The organism is Citrobacter sp. MGH106 (assembly GCF_001037495.1).
GTDB classification, from domain to species: domain Bacteria; phylum Pseudomonadota; class Gammaproteobacteria; order Enterobacterales; family Enterobacteriaceae; genus Citrobacter; species Citrobacter murliniae.
This window is the reverse complement of the sequence record NZ_KQ089822.1, coordinates 2594763-2612927: the sequence shown is the minus strand read 5'-3', so window position 1 is coordinate 2612927 and position 18165 is coordinate 2594763. Positions and strand designations below refer to the sequence as shown.

General features: G+C 51.4%; 17 protein-coding genes. 15 read left to right on the top strand and 2 right to left on the bottom strand.

What is annotated here, in order from left to right; all coding sequences use genetic code 11:
• Window positions 1–2: 2 nt before the first annotated feature.
• Window positions 3–3251, bottom strand: a complete 3249-nt coding sequence (rne, locus tag SK36_RS12335; RefSeq protein ID WP_048221654.1) for a ribonuclease E — start codon at window positions 3249–3251, stop codon at window positions 3–5.
• 572 nt (window positions 3252–3823) lie between these two features.
• On the opposite strand from rne, the gene rluC reads away from it, so the two are divergent.
• The gene (gene rluC / locus SK36_RS12330) at window positions 3824–4777 is read left to right on the top strand and encodes a 23S rRNA pseudouridine(955/2504/2580) synthase RluC (RefSeq protein WP_167493963.1); all 954 of its coding nucleotides are present in this window, start codon (window positions 3824–3826) and stop codon (window positions 4775–4777) included.
• 80 nt (window positions 4778–4857) lie between these two features.
• On the opposite strand, the gene SK36_RS12325 is transcribed toward rluC, so the two are convergent.
• Window positions 4858–5442, bottom strand: coding sequence for a Maf family protein (locus SK36_RS12325; protein WP_045441703.1), 585 nt, complete (start codon window positions 5440–5442; stop codon window positions 4858–4860).
• A 197-nt stretch (window positions 5443–5639) separates the two neighbouring features.
• Between SK36_RS12325 and yceD the strand changes: the two genes are divergently transcribed.
• The 14 genes from yceD to ptsG all read left to right on the top strand — a co-directional run bounded on the left by yceD (window position 5640) and on the right by ptsG (window position 18136).
• Entirely contained in the window at window positions 5640–6161 is a 522-nt protein-coding gene (gene yceD / locus SK36_RS12320; RefSeq protein ID WP_003036239.1) for a 23S rRNA accumulation protein YceD, read from the top strand.
• A 16-nt stretch (window positions 6162–6177) separates the two neighbouring features.
• A complete protein-coding gene (rpmF, locus tag SK36_RS12315; protein ID WP_003036242.1) occupies window positions 6178–6351 on the top strand; it encodes a 50S ribosomal protein L32 in 174 nt (57 codons plus the stop codon).
• A 123-nt stretch (window positions 6352–6474) separates the two neighbouring features.
• Window positions 6475–7554, top strand: coding sequence for a phosphate acyltransferase PlsX (plsX, locus tag SK36_RS12310; RefSeq protein WP_071828916.1), 1080 nt, complete (start codon window positions 6475–6477; stop codon window positions 7552–7554).
• A gap of 77 nt (window positions 7555–7631) precedes the next feature.
• Complete coding sequence (fabH, locus tag SK36_RS12305) at window positions 7632–8585, top strand: beta-ketoacyl-ACP synthase III (protein ID WP_045441710.1); 954 nt, start codon at window positions 7632–7634, stop codon at window positions 8583–8585.
• Between the two features lie 15 nt (window positions 8586–8600).
• Window positions 8601–9530: an ACP S-malonyltransferase gene (fabD, locus tag SK36_RS12300; protein ID WP_045441712.1), complete on the top strand. Its 930-nt coding sequence runs from the start codon at window positions 8601–8603 to the stop codon at window positions 9528–9530.
• A gap of 12 nt (window positions 9531–9542) precedes the next feature.
• On the top strand, window positions 9543–10277 hold the full coding sequence (gene fabG / locus SK36_RS12295) for a 3-oxoacyl-ACP reductase FabG (protein WP_005129017.1): 735 nt from the start codon (window positions 9543–9545) through the stop codon (window positions 10275–10277).
• A 154-nt stretch (window positions 10278–10431) separates the two neighbouring features.
• A complete protein-coding gene (acpP, locus tag SK36_RS12290; RefSeq protein WP_000103754.1) occupies window positions 10432–10668 on the top strand; it encodes an acyl carrier protein in 237 nt (78 codons plus the stop codon).
• Between the two features lie 86 nt (window positions 10669–10754).
• The gene (gene fabF, locus SK36_RS12285; RefSeq protein WP_045441718.1) at window positions 10755–11996 is read left to right on the top strand and encodes a beta-ketoacyl-ACP synthase II; all 1242 of its coding nucleotides are present in this window, start codon (window positions 10755–10757) and stop codon (window positions 11994–11996) included.
• A gap of 138 nt (window positions 11997–12134) precedes the next feature.
• Complete coding sequence (gene pabC, locus SK36_RS12280; RefSeq protein ID WP_048221653.1) at window positions 12135–12944, top strand: aminodeoxychorismate lyase; 810 nt, start codon at window positions 12135–12137, stop codon at window positions 12942–12944.
• A 2-nt stretch (window positions 12945–12946) separates the two neighbouring features.
• Window positions 12947–13969 (top strand): cell division protein YceG, encoded by a 1023-nt coding sequence (gene yceG / locus SK36_RS12275; protein WP_048221652.1) that lies wholly within the window; start codon window positions 12947–12949, stop codon window positions 13967–13969.
• Entirely contained in the window at window positions 13959–14600 is a 642-nt protein-coding gene (tmk, locus tag SK36_RS12270; RefSeq protein WP_045441726.1) for a dTMP kinase, read from the top strand. The genes yceG and tmk overlap by 11 nt, the downstream gene beginning before the upstream one ends.
• On the top strand, window positions 14597–15601 hold the full coding sequence (gene holB / locus SK36_RS12265) for a DNA polymerase III subunit delta' (protein ID WP_045441728.1): 1005 nt from the start codon (window positions 14597–14599) through the stop codon (window positions 15599–15601). The genes tmk and holB overlap by 4 nt, the downstream gene beginning before the upstream one ends.
• 10 nt (window positions 15602–15611) lie before the next feature.
• Window positions 15612–16409 carry a metal-dependent hydrolase gene (locus tag SK36_RS12260; RefSeq protein ID WP_048221651.1) on the top strand — a complete coding sequence of 266 codons (798 nt, stop codon included), beginning with the start codon at window positions 15612–15614 and terminating at the stop codon, window positions 16407–16409.
• A gap of 293 nt (window positions 16410–16702) precedes the next feature.
• Window positions 16703–18136 carry a PTS glucose transporter subunit IIBC gene (gene ptsG, locus SK36_RS12255; RefSeq protein ID WP_045441733.1) on the top strand — a complete coding sequence of 478 codons (1434 nt, stop codon included), beginning with the start codon at window positions 16703–16705 and terminating at the stop codon, window positions 18134–18136.
• The last annotated feature ends 29 nt before the right edge of the window (window positions 18137–18165 follow it).

Sequence of the window (18165 nt, the reverse complement as noted above, 5' to 3'; positions counted from 1 at the left end):
TCTTACTCAACAGGCTGTGGGCGCGTTGCTGGCGCTGTGGCCTGATGTGTGGCGCTATGCCCGCCTGCTGCACCTTTACCATCAAAGGCGAAAGCAGGGCGCTGCCAGTCGCTTTGACGCGGCGCTTCCGGCACATATTCCGGCGCAGGTGCGCGGGTCATTGGTGCGGTTGCATGGCTGTGGGCCGCCAGGATTTCCACAGTAGCAGGAGCGCTTGCTGTAGCGGTTTCTTCAGCCACCACGACGGGGGCAATAACGTCAACGTCATCTTTTGGTGCTTGAGCAACCGGTGTTTCATCAACAGCCTCTTCAACCACTTCTGGCTGGGAGACCGCGACTTCAACAGGCTCTTCGACAACTGGCGTTTCAGCCACTTCAGCGACTTCTGTAACAGGTTCGGCTTCTGAAGCAATTTTTTCAGCAACAGGTTCGTCGGATTCAGCGATGATCTGCGGTTGTTCCTCGACCGGCGCAGCAATAACTTCAGGATGCGTAGTTTCAACAACGGTAGCCTGAGGTTCAGCAACAATGGCTTCAGTCACAACCGGTGCTTCCGCTACTGCTTCAACCACAGGTTCAGCTACGGTTTCAACGACAGCAGCAATGGCTTGCTGTTCAGCGACAACCGGTTGGACAGGTGTAACTTCCTGCTCGCGCTGCTCTTCAACATGCATATCCTGAGGACGCGCGACAGGGTAGCTGATCCACACTTTACCGGACGCTAATTCCGGAGAAGCACATGCAACAGTTAACGGCATCGGTGACTGAACCGGATAACGCTCGTCACGATAACGACGGCGACGTTGTCCGCTTACACGCAGATGGCGAGGAGAACGGCGGGAACGACGCGGCATACCGTTGGAATCGCGCGCTTCGCTGTTATCTTCCTGCTCCGGTGCAACGACAGCTGGCAAATCAACTTTCGCCAGTTCGGTACGTTGGGCTGGTACAACTGGCGCAACCTGCTGAACAACTGGGGCTTCAGCAGCTATCGCTGCGGCAACCACTTCAGCTTCGACCGGCGCACTATCAGTGAAACGGACTTTCTGGTTTAACTGACGCTGTTTACGGCGGGTCTGAGGCTGGCGTACGCGCTCTTCCTGTTCCGTGTCCTGTGCCGGTTGTTCAGCCAGATTCAGTTCTTTAACTTCCTGCTGTGCCTGACGTTTATCGTCGTTACGACGGCGATTGCGTTCACGGCGCGGAGCCTGCTGTTCGTCACCTGATTTCGCTTTGTCAGCGGCATCGTTAGACTGCTGGCGGTTATCACGTGTTTCAGCATTTTGCTGCTGCGCCTGGCGACGGTTACGGCGATTTTCATCACGGTTCTCGCTGCTTTCAGAGCGCTCATTGCGGTTATCACGATCGCCACGGTTATCGCGATTATCACGGCGATCGTTACGGTCGCGACGATTGTTTTGACGTGGTTTGCGACGATCCTGCTGGCGTTCGGATTTCTCTTCAGCTTTCGGAGCTGGTTGCTCAACAGGTTTCACTTCGTCATTGCCACCGAAGATAGACTTCAGCGCGCCGAGGAAACGGCTAAACAAACCAGGCTGTGCAGATTCAGTTGCGGTTGCCGTGGCTTTTGGTGCGGTAGCCGCTTTAACGGCTGGCTCCTGCAGAGCAGGCGCAGGCGGAACATCTGGCATTGCGAAGGTCGCAAGTGCCGGTTGTTCAGGCTGTTTACGCTCGACATATTCTTCTTCTGTCGGCAATGCCATCGCTTCTTCGTGCAGTTTCGGCAGCAGGTAACTCAGGGTTGGAGTCTCTTCCCCTTTACGCACGCGCAGTACGGAATAGTGCGGGGTTTCCATCTGATCGTTTGGCACGATCACACAGCGCACGCCGTTCTGGCGGGTTTCAATGGCATTGACCGCAGTGCGTTTTTCGTTGAGCAGGTAAGACGCAATTGGCACAGGAACAATTGCGTGAACTTCCTGAGTATTCTCTTTCAGCGCTTCTTCTTCAATCAGACGCAAAATAGAGAGTGACAGCGATTCGTTATCACGCACGGTGCCAGTGCCGCTACAGCGCGGGCATACGTGATGACTGGATTCACCCAGTGACGGACTCAGACGCTGGCGAGACATCTCCAGCAGGCCGAAACGGGAAATATGGCTGATCTGAATACGAGCTCTATCCTGACGTACGGCTTCACGCAGACGGTTTTCTACCGCACGCTGGTGACGAACCGGAGTCATATCGATGAAGTCGATGACGATCAGACCGCCCAGGTCGCGCAGACGTAACTGACGAGCAATCTCATCGGCGGCTTCGAGGTTGGTGTTAAATGCGGTCTCTTCGATATCGCCACCGCGTGTTGCGCGTGCGGAGTTGATGTCGATGGCGGTCAGTGCTTCGGTGCTATCAATAACGATAGAACCACCGGAAGGCAGGCGGACTTCACGCTGGAATGCAGATTCAATCTGAGACTCGATTTGATAATGGCTGAACAGCGGAATTTCACCGGTGTAGAGCTTAATCTTGCTGCTGAAATCCGGACGACCTAACGCAGCGATATGCTGACGTGCCATCTCCATCACTTTCGGGTTATCGATGAGAATTTCACCAATATCCTGACGTAAATAGTCGCGGAATGCGCGAACAATTACGTTGCTTTCCTGGTGGATCAGGAACGGAGCAGGGCGGCTTTCAGCTGCTTTTTGAATCGCTTCCCAGTGTTTCAGGCGGAAACTCAGGTCCCACTGCAGCGCTTCGGCGGATTTGCCGACGCCTGCGGTACGCACGATAAGCCCCATACCATCAGGTAGTTCCAGGCTTGCCAGCGCTTCTTTTAATTCGGTACGGTCATCGCCTTCAATGCGACGAGAGATACCACCCGCGCGCGGGTTATTCGGCATCAGAACCAGATAGCTGCCAGCCAGACTGATAAAAGTGGTCAGCGCAGCACCTTTATTGCCGCGTTCTTCTTTATCAATCTGAACAATTACTTCCTGGCCTTCGCGCAACACATCTTTAATGTTTGGACGACCATGGGAGTTGTAGTTTGCGGGAAAGTATTCGCGGGCAATTTCTTTTAACGGGAGGAAACCGTGACGTTCAGCGCCGTAATCAACAAAAGCAGCTTCCAGGCTCGGTTCAATACGGGTAATTTTGCCTTTATAGATGTTTGCTTTTTTCTGCTCGTGTCCAGGACTTTCGATATCCAGATCGTACAGACGCTGCCCATCTACAAGGGCGACACGCAACTCTTCCTGCTGAGTTGCGTTAATTAACATTCTTTTCATCGTAACTTACTCATTATTCTTACATTGACGACTAAGCTGCGGGCAGAGTAATGCCTTTCCGGGTGTGAACCGATGGCCTCGTGTCTATTCGCGTCGCCAACCTCACGGTTATCGTCAGCTCAAAGAGGCGCAGAGTGTCGGTTGCCTGTATTTCATACGGAAACACAGCGCAATTATCAGGGGAACAGTCTGGGAAAACTCTCCAGAGAAGCTTCCTTTTACCGGTAAGGACTGCAACCCGCAGCCCGCTAACTGCCTGAAAGATCAATACGTCTTACGCCATTGCTGCGTTGATGATCGGTCGGGCAAAATTGGGTCATTCCGGAAAAGTTCTTGTTTTAACAAGATTCAACACGGAGACGACCACATTATTCCACTGCTAACCTTGTTATAGCAAGATGACTTTTGCCATTTATCACCCGGTTACTCACAGTTTTTGCACTTCCGCAGAGTGATTGGTTTAATAACCATCAAATTGGAACTGTCAAACTTAAGTAATAGGGTATAGCAGTTAATATAAGCATAGAAAAATGTGTGGCGCGAATCTTGATGGCTATTTAAAATCGGCCCCCATGAAAACAGAGACTCCAGCCGTAAAAATAGTTGCCATTACTGCCGATGAAGCAGGGCAACGCATCGACAACTTTTTACGCACCCAGCTCAAAGGTGTGCCGAAAAGTATGATTTATCGCATTTTGCGTAAAGGCGAAGTGCGGGTGAACAAAAAACGCATCAAACCCGAATATAAGCTCGAAGACGGGGATATTGTGCGTATACCACCTGTGCGCGTGGCTGAGCGTGAAGAAGAAGCTATTTCACCGCATCTGCAAAAAGTTGCGGCGCTTACTGATGTCATTTTATATGAAGATGACCATATTCTGGTGCTCAACAAGCCCTCAGGCACTGCTGTGCATGGCGGCAGTGGGTTAAGTTTTGGCGTGATTGAAGGCTTACGTGCGCTACGTCCTGAAGCGCGTTTCCTCGAGCTGGTGCATCGCCTCGACCGTGATACCTCAGGCGTGCTGTTAGTTGCCAAAAAGCGTTCAGCGTTGCGTTCGCTGCATGAGCAACTGCGGGAAAAAGGGATGCAAAAAGACTACCTGGCGCTGGTAAGAGGTCAGTGGCAGTCGCATGTCAAAGCCGTGCAGGCACCGTTGTTAAAGAATATTTTACAAAGCGGTGAGCGTATTGTGCGAGTTAATCAGGAAGGCAAGCCATCGGAAACGCGCTTTAAAGTAGAGGAGCGCTATGCATTTGCCACTCTTGTACGCTGTAGCCCTGTGACCGGGCGTACGCACCAGATTCGTGTACATACACAGCATGCAGGGCATCCGATTGCGTTTGACGATCGCTATGGCGACCGTGAGTTCGATAAACAATTGGCTGGTACGGGGTTGTCCCGACTCTTTCTGCACGCTGCAGCATTGAAATTTACCCATCCAGGCACTGGTGAAGTTATGAGAATTGAAGCGCCGATGGATAAACAGCTGAAACGCTGCCTTGAGGTGTTACGTAATAAAGCCTGATAGAGCTTTGCTTATCAGGCCTGTGGGGAGTGTTTCGTTGTGGGCCTGATAAGACGCTTTAGCGTCATCCGGCCCGTCAACTAGGCCTTCAGTGGGTTCATTTCTTCCCGGCGCAACATCTGGCACAGCGCTATCAGAGGCAGACCAATCAGCGTGTTAGGGTCGCGACCTTCCAGACGCTCGAAGAGAGCAATACCTAGCCCTTCACTTTTAAAACTTCCGGCACAATGCAGCGGACGCTCTTTGCGCACATAATCTTCTATTTCTGTTTCGCTTAAATGACGAAAGTGGACATCAAACGGTTCGACTTCGGTTTGTAAATGTCCGTTCGCGGAATTATAAAGTGCCAGCCCGGTATAAAAAGTGACAATATTGCCACTGGCTTTAGCTAATTGTAGTCTCGCTTTTTCTTCTGTTAACGGCTTTCCGGTTATTTCTCCATCAAGCACACAAATCTGATCTGAACCAATAATCAGGTGCGAAGAAAAACGGTGGGCAAGGGATTGCGCTTTCTCCTGTGCCAGGCGTAATACCAGGTGTCGAGGTGTTTCGCCGGGTAACGGTGTTTCATCAACCTCAGGTGCTGCACATTCGAATGGGATAGCCAGTTTTTCGAGCAATGCGCGACGCCAGGGAGAGGTAGACGCAAGAATCAGTTGAGGCATATTTTTTCCCCCGCATATAGCGTAATGATGAGAGCCATTTTAAACTATGGACTTCGTCCTTCAAGCTGGCTGCGATGGCTTGTCTTGATTGATTTTAAGTCGATGACCCGCAATGTGTGCGAATTATTGGCAAAAGGCAACCTCAGGCTGCCTTTTTCTTTGACTATATGACGTTACAAAGTTAATATGCGCGCCCTATGCAAAAGGTAAAATTACCCCTGACTCTTGATCCGGTTCGTACGGCTCAAAAACGCCTCGATTATGAAGGTATCTATACTTCTGATCTGGTTGAGCGCGTCGCCGATTCTGTAGTCAGTGTGGACAGTGATGTGGAATGCTCCATGTCGTTCGCGATCGACAACCAACGCCTTGCGGTTATAACCGGCGATGCAAAGGTATCGGTTACGCTCGAATGTCAGCGTTGCGGGAAACCGTTCCCACTTCATGTTCACACAACATATTGTTTTAGTCCTGTCCGTTCAGACGAGCAGGCTGAAGCACTCCCGGAAGCGTATGAGCCGATTGAGGTTAACGAATTCGGTGAAATCGATCTGCTTGCAATGGTTGAAGATGAGATTATCCTCTCCTTGCCGGTAGTTCCGGTGCATGATTCTGAACACTGTGAAGTGTCCGAGGCGGACATGGTCTTTGGCGAATTGCCTGATGAAGCGCAAAAACCAAACCCATTTGCCGTATTAGCCAGCTTAAAGCGTAAGTAATTGAGGAGTAAGGTCCATGGCCGTACAACAGAATAAACCAACCCGTTCCAAACGTGGCATGCGTCGTTCTCATGACGCTCTGACCGCAGTCACCAGCCTGTCTGTAGACAAAACTTCTGGTGAACAACACCTGCGTCACCACATCACTGCCGACGGTTTCTACCGTGGCCGTAAGGTAATCGCTAAGTAATCACGCTATTGCTCGACGGACTTCGCACTTCTGTGAGAAAGATGAAGAGTACAAGCGTGATGAAGCTTAGTGAGGCTTTCCCCGGGTAACTGGGGAAACACCTAACCGGGCAGCGACGATACCTTGACACGTCTAACCCTGGCGTTAGATGTCATGGGGGGAGATTTTGGCCCTACCGTGACAGTGCCTGCAGCACTGCAGGCACTGAATTCTAATTCGCAACTCACACTTCTTTTAGTCGGGGATCCCGATACAATCACGCCATTACTTGCCAAAGCTGACTTCGAACAACGTTCACGTCTGCAGATGATTCCTGCTCAGTCAGTTATTGCCAGTGATGCCCGGCCCTCGCAGGCTATCCGCGCCAGTCGTGGAAGCTCAATGCGTGTTGCCCTGGAGCTCGTGAAAGAAGGTCGAGCACAAGCCTGTGTGAGCGCCGGTAATACGGGCGCACTTATGGGACTTGCGAAGTTATTACTCAAACCCCTTGAGGGGATTGAGCGTCCTGCGCTGGTGACGGTATTACCTCATCAGCAAAAGGGCAAAACGGTGGTACTGGATTTAGGTGCCAACGTGGATTGCGACAGTAATATGTTGGTGCAATTTGCCGTCATGGGTTCCGTGTTGGCAGAAGAGGTGGTTGGGATTGCCAATCCTCGGGTCGCATTGCTCAACATTGGCGAAGAAGAAACCAAGGGTCTCGATAGCATTCGGGACGCTTCTGCTGTGCTAAAAACAATCCCTTCTATCAACTATATCGGCTATCTTGAAGCCAATGAGTTGCTGACCGGCAAAACTGATGTGCTGGTTTGTGACGGCTTTACAGGTAATGTCACATTAAAGACGATGGAAGGTGTTGTAAGAATGTTCCTTTCACTGCTGAAGTCTCAGGGTGAGGGCAAAAAACGGTCGTGGTGGCTGCTGTTATTAAAACGTTGGTTACAAAAAAGCCTGACGAGGCGATTCAGTCACCTCAACCCCGACCAGTATAATGGCGCCTGTCTGTTAGGATTACGCGGCACGGTGATTAAAAGTCATGGTGCGGCCAATCAGCGAGCATTTGAAGTCGCGATAGAACAGGCAGTGCAGGCGGTGCAGCGACAAGTTCCTCAGCGAATTGCCGCTCGCCTGGAATCGGTATACCCAGCTGGATTCGAACTGCTGGACGGTGACGAAAGCACAAATTCGCGGGTGCACAGATAACAGTGTGGTCGTGAATGAAGTCAACGTACCAGTGATTTGCTCGTGGCGGTATATAACCAAAAAGTGACTGAGCGTACATGTATACGAAGATTATTGGTACCGGCAGCTATCTGCCTGAACAAGTGCGTACTAACGCCGATTTGGAAAAAATGGTCGAGACATCTGATGAGTGGATCGTCACTCGTACAGGTATCCGTGAACGCCATATTGCAGGGCCAAACGAAACAGTTGCGACGATGGGCTTTGCCGCCGCAAACCGCGCTATTGAAATGGCAGGCATCGATAAAGAACAAATTGGTTTGATCGTGGTAGCTACCACGTCATCAACGCACGCATTTCCAAGTGCAGCGTGCCAGATTCAAAGTATGCTGGGAATTAAAGGCTGCCCGGCGTTTGATGTCGCTGCGGCTTGCGCTGGCTTTACCTACGCGCTGAGCGTTGCCGATCAATATGTTAAGTCAGGCGCGGTGAAACACGCTCTGGTAGTCGGTTCTGATGTGCTGGCGCGTACTTGCGATCCAACCGATCGTGGGACGATCATCATTTTTGGTGATGGTGCGGGCGCAGTGGTACTGAGCGCGTCAGAAGAGCCAGGCATCCTCTCTACACATCTGCATGCTGATGGGCGTTACGGAGAACTGCTGACGCTGCCTAATGCCGATCGCGTGAACCCGGAAAACTCGATTCATCTGACGATGGCGGGTAATGAAGTATTTAAAGTCGCAGTTACCGAGCTTGCTCACATCGTTGATGAAACGCTGGAAGCAAATAATCTTGACCGTTCTGCGCTGGACTGGCTGGTACCACATCAGGCAAACCTCCGCATTATCAGCGCAACAGCGAAAAAGCTGGGTATGTCGATGGATAATGTCGTGGTAACGCTGGACAGACATGGCAATACGTCCGCCGCTTCCGTACCGTGCGCACTGGACGAAGCTGTCCGTGACGGGCGCATTAAAGCAGGGCAACTGATATTGCTTGAGGCCTTTGGTGGTGGATTCACCTGGGGTTCCGCGCTGGTTCGTTTCTAGTATAAGGATTTAATCATGACGCAATTTGCATTTGTGTTCCCGGGACAGGGTTCTCAAACCGTTGGGATGTTGTCTGAAATGGCAGCAGCTTACCCATGCGTAGAAGAAACTTTCGCTGAAGCTTCAGCAGCGCTGGGCTATGATTTATGGGCATTGACTCAACAGGGGCCGGCGGAAGAACTGAATAAAACCTGGCAGACACAGCCGGCACTGTTAACCGCCTCTGTCGCGCTGTATCGCGTTTGGCAGCAGCAGGGCGGTAAAACGCCTGCACTGATGGCAGGGCATAGCCTGGGTGAATACTCTGCACTGGTGTGTGCGGGTGTCATCAATTTTGCTGATGCCGTACGTCTGGTTGAACTGCGTGGTAAATTCATGCAGGAAGCTGTACCGGAAGGCACTGGCGGCATGTCTGCTATCATCGGTCTGGATGACGCATCCATTGCGAAAGCGTGTGAAGAGTCAGCCGACGGTCAGGTCGTTTCTCCGGTAAACTTTAACTCACCGGGTCAGGTGGTTATTGCCGGGCATAAAGAAGCTGTTGAACGTGCAGGTGCCGCCTGTAAAGCTGCTGGCGCTAAGCGTGCACTGCCGTTGCCGGTTAGCGTGCCATCTCACTGTGCGCTAATGAAGCCTGCGGCTGATAAACTGGCCGTTGAGCTGCAGAAAATCACTTTCAACGCACCGACTGTACCGGTTGTTAACAACGTTGACGTGAAATGCGAAACAACAGCAGATGCCATCCGCGACGCGCTTGTTCGTCAGTTATATAGCCCAGTTCAGTGGACCAAAACTGTTGAGTTTATGGCATCCCAGGGCGTAGAACACCTGTATGAAGTTGGCCCGGGTAAAGTCCTCACCGGCCTGACGAAACGTATTGTTGACACCCTGACGGCTTCGGCACTGAATGAGCCGGCGGCGCTGTCTGCGGCACTTTCGCAATAAAAGAGGAATATCATGAGTTTTGAAGGAAAAATCGCGCTGGTAACCGGTGCAAGCCGTGGCATTGGCCGCGCAATTGCTGAAACACTTGTTGCCCGTGGCGCGAAAGTTATCGGTACTGCAACCAGCGAAAGTGGTGCGCAGGCCATTAGCGATTACTTAGGTGCAAACGGTAAGGGTCTGATGTTGAATGTGACCGATCCTGCATCTATCGAATCTGTTCTGGGAAATATCCGCGCAGAATTTGGTGAAGTCGATATTCTGGTCAATAATGCCGGGATTACTCGTGATAACCTGTTAATGCGCATGAAAGATGACGAGTGGAACGATATCATCGAAACCAACCTGTCATCTGTTTTCCGTCTGTCAAAAGCGGTAATGCGCGCTATGATGAAAAAGCGTCATGGTCGTATTATCACTATCGGTTCTGTGGTTGGTACCATGGGAAATGCGGGTCAGGCTAACTACGCTGCGGCGAAAGCGGGTCTGATCGGCTTCAGTAAATCATTGGCGCGTGAAGTTGCGTCCCGTGGTATTACTGTAAACGTTGTTGCTCCGGGCTTTATTGAAACGGACATGACGCGTGCGCTGTCTGATGATCAGCGTGCGGGTATTCTGGCACAGGTTCCTGCGGGTCGCCTTGGTGGCGCTCAGGAAATTGCCAGTGCGGTTGCATTTTTAGCTTCTGACGAAGCAAGTTACATCACTGGTGAGACTTTGCACGTCAACGGCGGGATGTACATGGTTTAACCACGATGAAAAAGATTTGCGTTATTCTAGGGATTAGCCTCAAAATAACGTAAAATCGTGGTAAGAACTGCCGGGATTTAGTTGCAAATTTTTCAACATTTTATACACTACGAAAACCATCGCGAAAGCGAGTTTTGATAGGAAATTTAAGAGTATGAGCACTATCGAAGAACGCGTTAAGAAAATTATCGGCGAACAGCTGGGCGTTAAGCAGGAAGAAGTTACCAACAATGCTTCCTTCGTTGAAGACCTGGGCGCGGATTCTCTTGACACCGTTGAGCTGGTAATGGCCCTGGAAGAAGAGTTTGATACTGAGATTCCGGACGAAGAAGCTGAGAAAATCACTACCGTTCAGGCTGCCATTGATTACATCAACGGCCACCAGGCGTAAGTGAACATCTCCAGGCGGTCATTCGACCGCCTGAGTTTTATCTTTTTATCCCACTTGAATCATTTTTCCCTCCCTGGAGGACAACCGTGTCTAAGCGTCGTGTAGTTGTGACCGGACTGGGCATGTTGTCTCCTGTCGGCAATACCGTAGAGTCTACCTGGAAAGCTCTCCTTGCCGGTCAGAGTGGCATCAGCCTGATCGACCATTTCGATACTAGCGCCTATGCAACGAAATTTGCTGGCTTAGTAAAGGATTTTAACTGTGATGACATTATCTCGCGCAAAGAACAGCGCAAGATGGATGCCTTCATTCAATATGGAATTGTCGCTGGCGTTCAGGCCATGCAGGATTCTGGCCTCGAGATTACGGAAGAGAACGCTCACCGTATTGGCGCCGCTATCGGCTCCGGTATTGGCGGTCTCGGTCTTATCGAAGAAAACCATACCTCACTGGTAAACGGTGGACCGCGTAAGATTAGCCCGTTCTTCGTTCCGTCGACGATTGTTAACATGGTGGCTGGTCATCTGACCATCATGTATGGTCTGCAAGGACCAAGCATCTCTATCGCGACCGCCTGTACTTCAGGCGTGCATAACATCGGTCATGCTGCACGTATCATTGCATACGGCGACGCAGACGCGATGGTCGCGGGTGGTGCAGAAAAAGCCAGTACGCCGTTGGGTGTCGGTGGTTTTGGCGCAGCACGTGCGCTGTCTACGCGTAATGATAACCCGCAAGCGGCGAGCCGTCCGTGGGACAAAGAGCGTGACGGATTTGTGCTGGGTGACGGTGCGGGCATGGTTGTACTCGAAGAGTACGAGCATGCAAAAGCGCGCGGCGCAAAAATTTATGCTGAAGTGGTCGGCTTTGGGATGAGCAGCGATGCTTACCATATGACGTCACCACCGGAAAACGGTGCAGGTGCTGCACTGGCGATGGTTAACGCATTGCGTGATGCGGCTATTGAACCTGGTCAGATTGCCTATGTTAACGCACATGGCACATCCACACCGGCAGGCGATAAAGCTGAAACCCAGGCAGTAAAATCTGTCTTTGGCGATGCTGCACGTAGCGTAATGGTCAGTTCGACCAAATCCATGACCGGACACCTGTTAGGGGCGGCGGGTGCTGTAGAGTCAATTTTCTCTATTCTGGCGCTGCGCGATCAGGTTGTTCCACCAACCATCAACCTGGATAACCCGGATGAAGGTTGTGACCTGGACTTCGTGCCGCACGAAGCGCGTCAGGTTAGCGGTATGGAATATGCGCTGTGTAACTCCTTTGGTTTCGGTGGTACCAACGGTTCCTTGATCTTTAAAAAGATCTAAGTGCCTGCAGGTGATGCGTTAGCGTCCTTGCCAGATGAAAAAAAGGTCCGCTTGTCGGACCTTTTTTTATTCGATTTTCTGCCCTTGTCCTGGGTTACTCATCCTGCCAAACTAGCGGACCACGAATAAGGAGCCACCATGTTCTTAATTAATGGCTGTCAGCAAGATATGCTGGCTGCGAGCGATCGGGCGACGCAGTTTGGTGATGGCTGTTTCACCACGGCGCGAATTATCGACGGTAAAGTTAGCCTCCTTGCGGCGCATCTCCAGCGTTTACAAGACACCTGCCAAAAATTGCTGATCTCCTTCGAGAAATGGCCCGAACTGCAACGGGAAATGGAAATGTTAGCAGTGGCCCATGCCCGTGGTGTACTGAAGGTGATCATCAGTCGTGGCAGCGGAGGTCGGGGCTACAGTGGCGCCAACTGCCATAGTGCCAGCCGTATCCTCTCTGTTTCTGCCTGGCCTGCACATTATGATTGCTGGCGAGAGCAAGGAATCACCCTCGCGTTAAGCCCCGTCCGTCTGGGGCGCAATCCAATGCTTGCCGGACTGAAGCACCTAAACCGTCTGGAACAGGTGCTGATTAGGTCTCATCTTGAGCAGACAAACGCCGATGAGGCTCTGGTCCTTGACAGCGAGGGATGGGTTACGGAATGCTGTGCGGCTAATTTATTCTGGCGTAAAGATAATGTGGTTTACACTCCCCGCCTGGATCAGGCAGGTGTAGATGGCATTATGCGACAATTCTGTATGCGAGTGCTGGCACAATCTCCTTTCCAGATTGTCGAAGTAAATGCCCGGAAGGAGGAGGTTATGCAGGCTGATGAGATGATCATTTGCAATGCGTTAATGCCTGTTATTCCCGTGCGTGCATGTGGCGACATACAGTTGTCTTCACGTTTATTATTCGATTTTTTAGCCCCACTTTGTGAGCACCCAAATTAGTCATGAAAAAATTGTTACTCGTTGTCGTTTTATTGCTGGTTGTGCTGGGCATTGCCGCGGGAGTGGGAATGTGGAAAGTTCGCCATCTGGCGGATAGTAAATTATTGATCAAAGAAGAAACGATTTTTACGCTTAAAGCCGGCACTGGTCGACTGGCGTTAGGCGAACAGTTGTATGCAGACAAGGTTATCAATCGTCCGCGCGTGTTTCAGTGGTTGTTGCGTATTGAGCCGGATCTTTCGCATTTTAAAGCGGGAACCTATCGCTTTACACCTGACATGACCGTGCGGGATATGCTGAAACTGCTGGAAAGCGGTAAAGAAGCGCAGTTCCCGCTACGTCTGGTAGAGGGGATGCGCCTGAGCGATTACCTCAAACAACTGCGTGATGCGCCATTTATTAAACATACGCTCAGCGATGATAACTACGAGACCGTTGCTAAGGCGTTGAAACTGGAAAACCCTGAGTGGGTGGAAGGTTGGTTCTGGCCTGATACCTGGATGTATACCGCCAATACCACAGATGTCGCGCTGTTGAAACGCGCGTATCAAAAAATGGTTAAGGCTGTGGATACCGTCTGGGAAGGTCGTGCTGAAGGTCTGCCTTACAAAGATAAAAATCAACTGGTGACGATGGCCTCTATCATTGAAAAAGAAACGGCGGTTGCCAGTGAGCGCGACCAGGTAGCCTCGGTATTTATAAACCGGTTACGTATTGGCATGCGTCTGCAGACCGATCCAACCGTGATTTACGGGATGGGGACACGTTATAATGGCAAATTGTCGCGTGTGGATTTAGAAACCCCGACCGCCTATAACACCTATACCATTACGGGGCTGCCACCGGGGCCGATTGCCATGCCTGGAGAAGCCTCGTTGCAGGCTGCTGCACATCCGGCAAAAACGCCGTATCTCTATTTTGTGGCTGATGGAAAAGGTGGTCACACGTTTAACACTAATCTTGCCAGCCACAACCGGTCGGTACAGGATTATCTGAAAGTGCTTAAGGAAAAAAATGGGCAGTAATTACATCGTCATTGAGGGCCTGGAAGGCGCCGGAAAAACCACTGCGCGCGATGTGGTAGTGGAGACACTTGAGCAACTCGGTATTCGCGACATGGTTTTTACCCGCGAGCCTGGCGGCACCCAGCTCGCAGAGAAATTAAGAAGTCTGGTGCTGGACATCAAATCGGTCGGTGATGAGATTATTACCGATAAAGCGGAAGTCCTGATGTTTTACGCCGCACGCGTACAACTGGTGGAAACCGTTATTAAACCTGCGCTGGCAAAAGGCAGTTGGGTGATTGGCGATCGTCATGATCTGTCGACCCAGGCTTATCAGGGCGGCGGACGCGGAATTGACCAGACTATGCTGGCAACGTTGCGTGATGCGGTACTGGGGGATTTTCGCCCTGACCTGACAATTTATCTGGATGTGACACCCGAGGTAGGTTTAAAACGTGCCCGCGCTCGTGGCGAACTGGATCGCATTGAACAGGAATCGTTTGATTTCTTCAATCGCACGCGTGCCCGCTACCTTGAACTGGCCGCTAAAGATTCCAGTATTCGGACTATTGATGCGACGCAACCCCTTGAGGCTGTGATGAGTGATATCCGTAATACCATCACCCACTGGGTGCAGGAGCAGGGCGCATGAAATGGTATCCATGGTTACGACCGGATTTTGAAAAACTGGTAGCCAGTTATCAGGCGGGTCGTGGTCACCATGCGTTACTGATTCAGGCGTTACCAGGCATGGGGGATGACGCGCTGATTTACGCCCTCAGCCGCTATCTGATGTGCCAGCAACCTGAAGGTCATAAAAGCTGTGGACACTGTCGCGGATGCCAGTTGATGCAGGCGGGAACACATCCTGACTACTATTCGCTGCTCCCGGAAAAAGGCAAAAGTACACTGGGCGTTGATGCGGTTCGCGAAGTCAGTGAGAAACTGTATGAGCATTCTCGTTTGAGTGGTGCGAAGGTGGTGTGGATCCCTGATGCAGCCCAGTTGACCGATGCCGCTGCCAACGCTCTGTTGAAGACTCTGGAAGAGCCACCGGCACAGACCTGGTTTTTCCTCGCCAGTACGGAACCTGCACGTTTATTGGCTACATTACGTAGCCGTTGTCGCTTGCATCACCTTGCTCCCCCGGCAGAATCGTACGCAATTTCCTGGCTTGCCCGTGAGGTGACGGCCTCACAGGACGCACTTCTTAGCGCATTACGCTTGAGCGCAGGCTCGCCTGGTGCGGCATTAGCGCTGTTACAGGCAGAAAGCTGGACGCACCGTACTGATTTCTGTGCGGCGCTGGCCAATACATTGCACTCTGGCGACTGGTATATGCTGATGGCCGTGCTAAATCATGAGCAGGCTGCTGTCCGCTTACACTGGCTGGCGACGCTGCTTACGGATGCTCTTAAACGTCCATATGGTGTTTCCCATCTGACTAATCCCGATGCTCTGGCATTGATATCATCAATCGCTGAACGCTTCACTGCCGCACAGATACAGGCAATACTTGGTGATGTTTGTCATTGCCGTCAGCAGTTGCTAAATGTGACGGGCGTAAACCGTGAGCTGGTATTAACCGATCTTATCCTCCGCATAGAGCATTATCTGCAACCAGGCACTGTGCTGCCTGTTCCCCATATTTGAGAGAGACATTATGTTTTTAGTCGACTCACACTGCCATCTTGATGGCCTGGATTATCAATCTTTGCATAAGAACGTGGATGACGTGCTGGAGAAAGCGGCCGCGCGTGATGTGAAGTTCTGTCTTGCCGTTGCGACCACGTTACCAGGATACCGCAGCATGCGTGAACTGGTTGGTGTGCGTGACAATGTGGTTTTTTCCTGTGGCGTGCATCCGTTAAATCAGGATGAGCTATATGATGTTGAAGAGCTGCGTCGTTTTGCCGCCGAGGAGGGCGTGGTGGCGATGGGCGAAACCGGGCTGGACTATTTTTATACGCCAGAAACGAAGGTTCGCCAGCAGGAATCATTCATTCACCACATCCAGATTGGTCGCGAGTTACAGAAACCGGTGATTGTTCATACCCGCGATGCGCGAGCGGATACGCTGTCGATTCTGCGCGAAGAAAAAGTGACGGATTGTGGCGGCGTACTACACTGTTTTACAGAGGACAGGGAAACTGCGGGCAAATTGCTGGATCTCGGATTCTATATTTCCTTCTCTGGCATCGTCACGTTCCGTAACGCCGAACAACTACGCGATGCTGCACGCTATGTACCTCTGGACCGTTTGTTAGTTGAGACCGATTCTCCCTACCTTGCGCCTGTGCCGCATCGTGGAAAAGAGAACCAACCGGCAATGGTTCGTGATGTCGCAGAGTACATGGCTGTCTTGAAAGGTGTTGCCGTTGAAGAACTGGCGCAGATCACCACCGATAACTTTGCCCGCCTGTTTCACATCGACGCATCTCGCCTGCAATCTGCCTGTTAACTGAGTTTTTTTAAAGCTCGTAATTAATAAGTAAAGCGAGTAAAGTTCACCGCCCCAGAATGGGCGGTGAGTAACCAGTTGGAAACATTCAGATACTCATTTTATCGGAATGTGCGAATTTTGCGGCCACCCACAACTGAATTGTGATAGCCGTCAAACAAAAACGAACTGAATTATTTTACTCTGTGTAATAAATAAAGGGTACTTAGATGCCCTGTCCACGGCGAGGTTCTCCCCCCTCGCCAATGCGTGAGAACGTAGAAAAGCACAAATACTCAGGAGCACTCCTAATTATGTTTAAGAATGCATTTGCTAACCTGCAAAAGGTCGGTAAATCGCTGATGCTGCCGGTATCCGTACTCCCTATTGCAGGTATCCTGCTGGGTGTCGGTTCCGCTAACTTCAGCTGGCTGCCAGCCGTTGTATCGCATGTAATGGCAGAAGCAGGCGGATCTGTTTTTGCAAACATGCCGCTGATTTTCGCCATCGGTGTTGCGTTAGGCTTCACCAACAATGACGGTGTATCCGCCCTGGCTTCAGTCGTCGCCTATGGCATCATGGTTAAGACCATGGCTGTGGTTGCGCCGCTGGTTCTGCATTTACCTGCAGAAGAAATCGCCGCTAAACACCTGGCTGATACCGGTGTTCTCGGGGGGATTATCTCCGGTGCGATCGCAGCGTATATGTTCAACCGCTTCTACCGTATCAAACTGCCTGAGTATCTGGGCTTCTTTGCCGGTAAGCGCTTTGTTCCTATCATTTCTGGTCTGGCTGCCATCTTCACGGGGGTGGTTCTGTCCTTCATTTGGCCGCCAATCGGTACTGCTATCCAGACGTTCTCCCAGTGGGCTGCGTATCAGAACCCGGTAGTGGCATTCGGTATCTACGGCTTCGTTGAACGCTGCCTGGTACCGTTTGGTCTGCACCATATCTGGAACGTTCCTTTCCAGATGCAGATCGGTGAGTACACCAATGCTGCAGGCCAGGTGTTCCACGGTGATATTCCTCGTTATATGGCAGGTGACCCGACTGCGGGCAAACTGTCCGGTGGCTTCCTGTTTAAAATGTACGGTCTGCCGGCTGCTGCTATTGCAATCTGGCACTCTGCAAAACCGGAAAACCGCGCGAAAGTGGGCGGTATCATGATCTCCGCGGCGCTGACCTCGTTCCTGACCGGTATTACCGAGCCGATCGAGTTCTCCTTCATGTTCGTGGCGCCGATCCTGTACATCATCCACGCGATTCTGGCAGGTCTGGCATTCCCAATCTGTATCCTGCTGGGTATGCGTGACGGTACATCGTTCTCCCACGGTCTGATCGACTTTATCGTACTGTCCGGTAACAGCAGCAAACTGTGGCTGTTCCCGATTGTCGGCCTCGGCTATGCAATCGTCTACTACACCATTTTCCGTGTACTGATCAAAGCGCTGGACCTGAAAACTCCGGGTCGTGAAGACGCCACCGAAGACAGCAAAGCTGGCGCGACAGGTGAAATGGCTCCGGCTCTGGTTGCTGCGTTTGGTGGTAAAGAAAACATCACTAACCTGGATGCGTGCATCACTCGTCTGCGTGTCAGCGTTGCTGACGTTGCCAAAGTTGATCAGGCTGGCCTGAAGAAACTGGGTGCTGCGGGCGTCGTGGTTGCTGGTTCCGGTGTTCAGGCTATCTTCGGGACTAAGTCCGATAACCTGAAAACTGAAATGGATGAATACATCCGTAACAGCTAAGCAGTAAGACGTTGGGGAGAACTAAGGCA